Below are 7,196 nucleotides of genomic sequence, written 5' to 3'. Positions count from 1 at the left end.
CTTGGCGTAACCGAGGCAATGTACTCGACAACCTCAAGCGCTATGAAGAAGGATTAGCATCCTTTGATAAAGCGATAGAACTTGATGCCAATTATAAGTTAGCTTGGCGTAACCGAGGCAATGTACTCAACAACCTCAAACGCTATGAAGAAGGATTAGCATCCTTTGATAGGGCGATAGAACTTGATGATAATTATAAGTTAGCTTGGCGTAACCGAGGTAATGTACTCAACAACCTTAAACGCTATGAAGAAGCTTTAGAAGCCTACGATAAAGCGATCGAACTTGATGCCAATGATAAGTGGGATTGGCGTATGCGAGGTAATGTACTCGACAACCTCAAACGCTATGATGAAGCTTTAGTCTCTTACGATCGGGCGATCGAACTTGATGCTAATTATCAGTGGGATTGGGCTAATCGAGGCGATGTACTCAACAACCTCAAACGCTATGATGAAGCTTTAGCCTCTTACGATCGGGCGATCGAACTTGATATTAATTATGAGCGGGCTTGGGGTAGGCGAGGTGATGTGCTAAACAACAACCTCGAACGCTATGAAGAAGCCTTAGTATCTTACGACAGAGCCATCAAACTTAACGAAAATCATAAGTTAGCTTGGGTTAACCGAGGCAATATACTCAACAACCTCGAACGCTATGAAGAAGCCTTAGAATCCCTCGCTCGGGCGATCGCACTTGATGCCAATTATCAGCGGGCGTGGGTTACGCGAGGTAATATACTCCACAACCTCGAACGCTACGATGAAGCCTTAGCATCCTTTGATCGGGCGATCGAACTTGATGAGAATGATGAGTGTGCTTGGTGTAGGCGAGGTTACATTCTGGGAAAACAAGGCTACTTTCTAGGAAAACCAGAATATTACGAAGAAGCGCTACTTTCCTTCAACAAGATGATTGAACTTGATGAGCAAGATGAATATGCTTGGAATAATCAAAGCTGGGTACTGTGCCGACTTGGGCGATATGAACAAGCACTAATATCCCTCGAAAAAGCGATCGAACTCGGTTTTCCAGAATGGTATGCCTTTTTCAACCGCGCTGAGTCTTTACTAGCGCTGAATCAATGGGATGAAGGTATTACTGCCTTAGACGATGCGATTTATCGCTTTACTCAAGCGGACATGACAGAAATCGACAACACAGAAGCGATCGTCCGCAATTTATTCAACAACACCAGCGATTTCGCAATATGCAAAACTCGCATTCAAACACTAATCGAACTTTACAACAACCACGATGTTATCTCAGTTTTAGGACAGGGAATTGTGCGAAACATTCCCGCGCTAATGTCAGAAATGGTAAGCGACAAAGCCTCCCGCACTTGGTTAGAATTGTGGCAAGAAGCAACCAGCAACTACGAACAATTCCAAATTCCCATTCGCCTGCTGAAAGCGGCTGTCCGCTATAAGGAAACAAAGGGCGACAGACGAGTTTTGCTAGAACTTGCGATCGAAGAACGCAATTTATTAGAACCGTTGGTGTCAACAAAACCAGAATAAGCTGAAAACTAAACTTGCAATAATTTAGATAAGCAGCAATTTACACTATACACTTAACATTGTGTAAGTCCTTTTATGTAATATGTTATGCAAAATCCCCGCCAAATAGCCTTTGTCGCACTCCGCGAAGTCCACCGCCGCGGTGCATTCGCAGATGCCGCACTCGATCGCGCTTTCAGCAATTCTCAACTCAACGACCTCGATCGGCGTTTAGTCACAGAATTAGTTTACGGTAGCGTCAGGAGAATGCGATCGATCGACTTTATCATCGACAAACTAGCCACAAAGAAATCCTCCCAACAACCGCCCGAACTCCGCACCATCTTACATTTAGGCTTATATCAACTCGAATATCTCAACCAGATTCCCCCCTCCGCCGCCGTCAACACCACCGTTCAACTAGCAAAAGAAAACGGATTTTCAGGACTTAGCAGTTTTGTCAACGGTTTGTTGCGCCAATACATCCGTTTAACAGATAACGACTTAAACCCATTAACAGTTACTAATTATAAATCAACCGTTGAACGCCTAGGAATTTTGCACAGCTTCCCCGAATGGCTGGTAAAATTGTGGATCGAACAAATAGGCGAAACCGAAACCGAACAACTCTGTGAATGGTTCAACCAATCCCCCACAATTGACCTGAGAATCAATCCTTTAAAAAGCTCGATCGCCCAAATCGAAGCGGCCTTCAAAACCCACAACATCTCAACTAGCAGAATCCCACACTTGCCACAAGCATTAAGACTAAATGGCAGCATCGGCGCAATTCAAAACCTCCCCGGATACAGCGAAGGTTGGTGGACAATCCAAGACAGCAGCGCTCAATTAGTCACCCATTTACTAGGGCCCCAGCCAGGTGAAACTATCATTGACGCCTGCGCCGCGCCCGGGGGAAAAACCACCCACAGCGCCGAATTAATGCAGGATACAGGCACTATTTATGCCTGCGACAAAACCGTCAGCAGACTCAAAAAACTTAAAGAAAATGCAGACAGACTCCAGATGAAATCCATTAAAATTCATACCGGAGACAGCCGCCATTTCCCAGAGTTTGTTAACCTCGCAGACAGAGTTTTACTAGACGCACCTTGTTCTGGCCTCGGAACCCTCCACCGCCGCGCCGACGCCCGCTGGCGCCACACGCCCGAAAACATTCAACAACAATCTCAACTGCAATCGGAATTGCTAGCAAATGCAGCCACATTTGTCAAGTCCGGCGGCGTATTAGTGTATGCAACTTGCACAATTCATCCCTTGGAAAATGAAACAGTTATTCGATCGTTCTTAGACAGCAATTCTAACTGGCAAATAGAACCGCCAACAATTGATTTACCCGTACAGCCATCACCCGAAGGATGGGTGAAAGTGTGGCCGCACAGACATCACATGGACGGCTTTTTTATGGTAAGGCTAAAGCAATTGAAAAAAGACTAAATTCCTGACTGCAAACCGATAGTTTAATATCCCGGTTCTTGATAAGCAGGCTCTTGATAAGCAGGCTCTTGATAAGCAGGCTCTTCATAAGCCGGTTCTTGATAAGCAGGCTCTTGCGGTGGGTAATACTTCGGTTCAGGATTAGGATTGTAAGGTACGATCGCACCATCTTCATTCACAATCATCCCCCGAATAATCCTATTAGGCTGCACCGGTTTAGCCTTAATACTGCCTTTGCGGCCTTCCAACTCCGGCAACTTCGGAAACTTCTCAACCGGCATTCCCTTAACAGCTTGACTCATAAAATCGCGCCAATTATACGCCGCCGTACCGCTAGTTCCCCACGTGGGATAATTGTCATCATTCCCCAGCCAAACCCCAGTCACCACCTGTGGAATGTAACCAATAAACCACAAATCCCTGACATTTTCCGAAGTACCGGTTTTGCCCGCTACAGCGCGATCGTTTAAAGCAGCAGGCCCCCCCGTACCGTCTTGCACAACGCCCTCCAACATCCAAGTAGTAATCGCAGCACTATCCTTATCCAAAACCCGCTTCGGTTTAAAATTAGCCTGATAAATCACATTTCCCCGCTGATTAATCACCCGCTTAATTCCGTGGGCTTCAATAAAATTACCTTGCGATGCTAGTGTACCGTAAGCATTGGTTAACTCCAGCAAATTTACCTCCGAAGAACCCAAAGCCAGGGAATAAATCGGACTCAATTTAGACTTAATTCCCATATCGTGGGCTAATTTTATCGTCGGTTCAAACCCGACATCCATCAACACCTTCACAGCTACGACATTCACCGAACGCGTCAAAGCATCAGAGATCGATCGCCAACCGCTAAATTTTTTGCCATAATTATTCGGTTGATAGCCGTCGATAATAATTGGTTCGTCTTCGTAACCGTCATAGGGAGAAAAACCAGCCGCCATCGCTGTGGCATAAACCAACCCTTTAAACGTCGATCCGGGCTGCCGCAAAGCCTGCGTAGCGCGATTAAACTGACTTTCCTTAAAATTGCCGCCGCCCACCAGGGCCTTAACTTCCCCAGTTTTAGTGTCCATAGAAACTAAAGCCGCCTGTTCAAAACCCTGACTGCGACCATCAACTTCGATCGCATTTTTAACCACATTTTCCGCTATTTTCTGCCACTTCAAATCCACCGTCGTCTCGACAGTCAAACCGCCAGCTTCCAAAGCATCCTGAGAAACATAGCGCGGCAATTCCTTCCGAATGTAACTAGCAAAATAAGGCGCGACTACTTTAAATCGCTTCGGCGCACTTGGTTTAACCGCCATAGGTTCCGCCATCGCCTCCTTCGCCTGAGCCTCTGTAATTACCTTAGCTTCCTGCATTTCTTGCAGCACAAGATTGCGGCGTTTCCTAGCTATATCCGGATTAACCAAAGGCGAATATTCGCTTGGTGCCGGTGGCAAACCCGCCAAAGTTGCCATCTCTGCCAAGGTTAATTTATCGACAGTTTTGCTAAAGAAAACCGCTGCTGCATCTGCCACTCCGTAGGCATCCGAACCCAAATAAACCAGATTTAAATATCTTTCTAAAACTTGGTCTTTATTCAACTCTCGCTCAATTTTCTGAGCTAAAAGAGCTTCCCGAACCTTTCGCCTAATACTTCTTTCCTGATTTAGAAAAACAACGCGAGCCAATTGTTGCGTAATTGTACTGCCGCCCTGCACTAAATCTCTCGCTATCAAATTAGAAACAATCGATCGCACAATACCTTGATAATCCACCCCGCGATGTTTGTAAAAACGGCGGTCTTCTATCGAAATAAAAGCTTTAACCAACAGTTCGGGAATTTCTTTAAGTTTCAGTTTATCTCTAGTTGCAGGCCCCGACTGCAACAAAATCGTATTATCTGCCGCCTTAATTGTCAGCGTTCCGTCGCGGTTAAAAGCTGACAAATCGTTAACATCCGGCAAACCTTTGTCTAAGGTGTACAAAATCCACAAACAGTAGATTAAAGCGCCCCCGCCTATACTGGCAACACCTAAACCTATCCAAAATTTAGGGCCGCGAGGTATCCGTTTTTTAGTATTTTCCTGCGGTGCGCTATTTTCCTGGGGTGCGCTATTTTCCTGTAGTTCCGTATGTCTCTGCAATTCGGTGTTCTGCGGTGCGCTATTTTCCGGCAATTCGCTACTATCCGATTTTTGGGTTAATTTAGTTTCCAGCAAACTCAATCCCGGCCGCAACAATTTTTTCCCCTGGGTTTGCAAGCTGGTAACTTGAGGTTCAATTTCCAACCAAGCGATTAAGCGCTTCAACCCTTCCCAATCGCGCTTAACTATTTGATACCTCTGAATCTCCGGGTCTAATTCCCAATTTATTTCCGACTCTTCTAGGGGTGCAGGATCTTCTTCTACCACATACTCCGATCCGGCCGCCGTTGTCCGTGTAAAAAATTCCGCCTCGGTTTCGGGCGAGTTGAGCTTATTACCCTTCGCAGCCTTGGGCGGTTCTCGATCGGAATTACCGCTTATTGCGTTAGTGACTTTGCTCAATTTACCTTTGATATTTGAGAAAAATTCTGCCACGTTCAGACCTTCAAACCTCATCAAGTCCGATTAAAAATTAAAAATTCACAAAGCTAGCTTTCTTCAATTTTTAATTTTTAATTCGACATTTTTTCTTGAATAACACGCTGTCTTGAATTATTTTTTTTTGAAGTCAAAACTTTTTAATTCAAAACTCAAAATTCAAAACTTTTCTTAACGCTGCGGAGTTTGGTATTTTTTTTCTAATTGAATTAGATTTTTTGAATTAAAAACTATTTAACTCAAACCTCACAACTCAAACCTCCAAACTCTGCTTAACTCGCATTACCCAGTGCCAATGCTGCTACCAGCATACCCAAAACCAAGAAAGGCTGAGCACTTGCCTGATATTTAACATCATTTTCCAGGGGATTACGCAAAAAGTACATATCCTGAAAAGTGATTTGGGGAATTATCAGCAGCAGGAGAATCACAGCGTAAAGGTTTTGGTGGATACTGATCAGGTAGCCTGCAATCCCAGCTTGAAATATGTCGATCATCAACACGCAAATCCAAGCTGCGGTGCCGATGCCAAACATCACTGGCAAAGATTTTAACCCTAATTGCCGATCGCCTTCAACACTTTTGAAATCATTGACGATCGCAATCCCCAGCCCTGCCAAACTGTAAAACAGGGTCAAAATCATAATGGTTGGATCTAGTGTACCAAACAAAGCTTGACCAGCCCACCAAGGCAGGGCAATGTAGCTAGCACCCAGGGCATAATTTCCCAGCCAACCATTCTGCTTGAGTTTCAGCGGGGGCGCAGAGTAGATATAAGCTAGAAACGCGCCGCCGAGAGTCAAAACAGTCATTATCGGGAATTCATGACCCGCCCACAAGTCTAGAGCATAAGCCACCCCAATGCCAGCGGCTAATAATACCAAAATTTGCGTGACTACTTGGGGAATCGAGATCATACCGGAGGGAATCGGACGGTAGGGTTCGTTAATGGCGTCGATGTCGCGATCGTAAAAATCGTTCAAAGTTTGAGTGTACCCTGCCAGCAAGGGCCCTGACATCAACATACAAGCTGCTGCGATCGAGAAATTCTCTAGGTTCCAAACATAGTTTCCAGAAGACGCCGCCCCGCACACCACGCCCCAAATTAAGGGAATCCAGGTAATCGGTTTCATCAGTTGCAAGCGAATTTTCCAGATGGATGTTTCCCCGCTAGCGGCCCCTTTCATGCCCAACAGTTGCCGAGTTTTGGCAGTGCGGTCTTCGGTAGCAGCACTTTCCGGTGCAGCTTCTGGGGAGATTTGAGATGGAGGAGAGTCAGACATAAGTGTGATTTTAGCGTTACTGCTACTATTGTGTCGTTCTGCGTTTCAATAATAATTCTGATAGGATACCACTGATATTTACTGATATTTAAGGCATCGTCTTGAAAACTTACCCCGTCTTGGAGTTGATGCTAGGGAAAAGTACGGGTTTCATCAATACATTTTAATATCATTATTCTGTGTAAATGTCAAGAGGATAAATACTTTTTTAATAATTTTGCTGGGCCCGCCTGGTGAGGGATATTTTTGCTAGCAGGTGCATTGAATGTCAATTACCAGGAGGCGATCGAGTTTTTTTGCCATGCTACCCTTGAATCATCTCATCTGGGCCAAACCGGCGGCAGAAAGTCAATATGTCTTCTATTTTTGCAATCTGATTTTCCCAG

4 protein-coding genes are annotated in these 7,196 nt (G+C 45.1%); 2 read left to right on the top strand and 2 right to left on the bottom strand.

Annotation, left to right across the window (positions count from 1 at the left end; translation table 11 throughout):
• Together E5S67_RS25715 and E5S67_RS25710 are read left to right on the top strand one after the other, a co-directional pair.
• Positions 1 to 1,520, top strand: a 1,520-nt coding sequence (locus E5S67_RS25715) for a tetratricopeptide repeat protein (protein ID WP_172191352.1), incomplete at its 5' end; no start/stop codon positions are given.
• 87 nt (positions 1,521 to 1,607) lie between these two features.
• The gene (locus E5S67_RS25710) at positions 1,608 to 2,957 is read left to right on the top strand and encodes a 16S rRNA (cytosine(967)-C(5))-methyltransferase (RefSeq protein ID WP_172191350.1); all 1,350 of its coding nucleotides are present in this window, start codon (positions 1,608 to 1,610) and stop codon (positions 2,955 to 2,957) included.
• A gap of 23 nt (positions 2,958 to 2,980) precedes the next feature.
• Here the strand turns inward: E5S67_RS25710 and E5S67_RS25705 are convergent, their stop codons facing one another.
• On the bottom strand, positions 2,981 to 5,545 hold the full coding sequence (locus tag E5S67_RS25705) for a transglycosylase domain-containing protein (RefSeq protein ID WP_172191348.1): 2,565 nt from the start codon (positions 5,543 to 5,545) through the stop codon (positions 2,981 to 2,983).
• Positions 5,546 to 5,799: 254 nt separating this feature from the next.
• Positions 5,800 to 6,810 (bottom strand): chlorophyll synthase ChlG, encoded by a 1,011-nt coding sequence (chlG, locus tag E5S67_RS25700; protein ID WP_172191346.1) that lies wholly within the window; start codon positions 6,808 to 6,810, stop codon positions 5,800 to 5,802.
• Between the last annotated feature and the right edge of the window lie 386 nt (positions 6,811 to 7,196).

The organism is Microcoleus asticus IPMA8, from assembly GCF_013179805.1.
Classification (GTDB): domain Bacteria; phylum Cyanobacteriota; class Cyanobacteriia; order Cyanobacteriales; family Microcoleaceae; genus Microcoleus; species Microcoleus asticus.
This window is presented reverse-complemented; position numbering and strand designations above follow the sequence as displayed.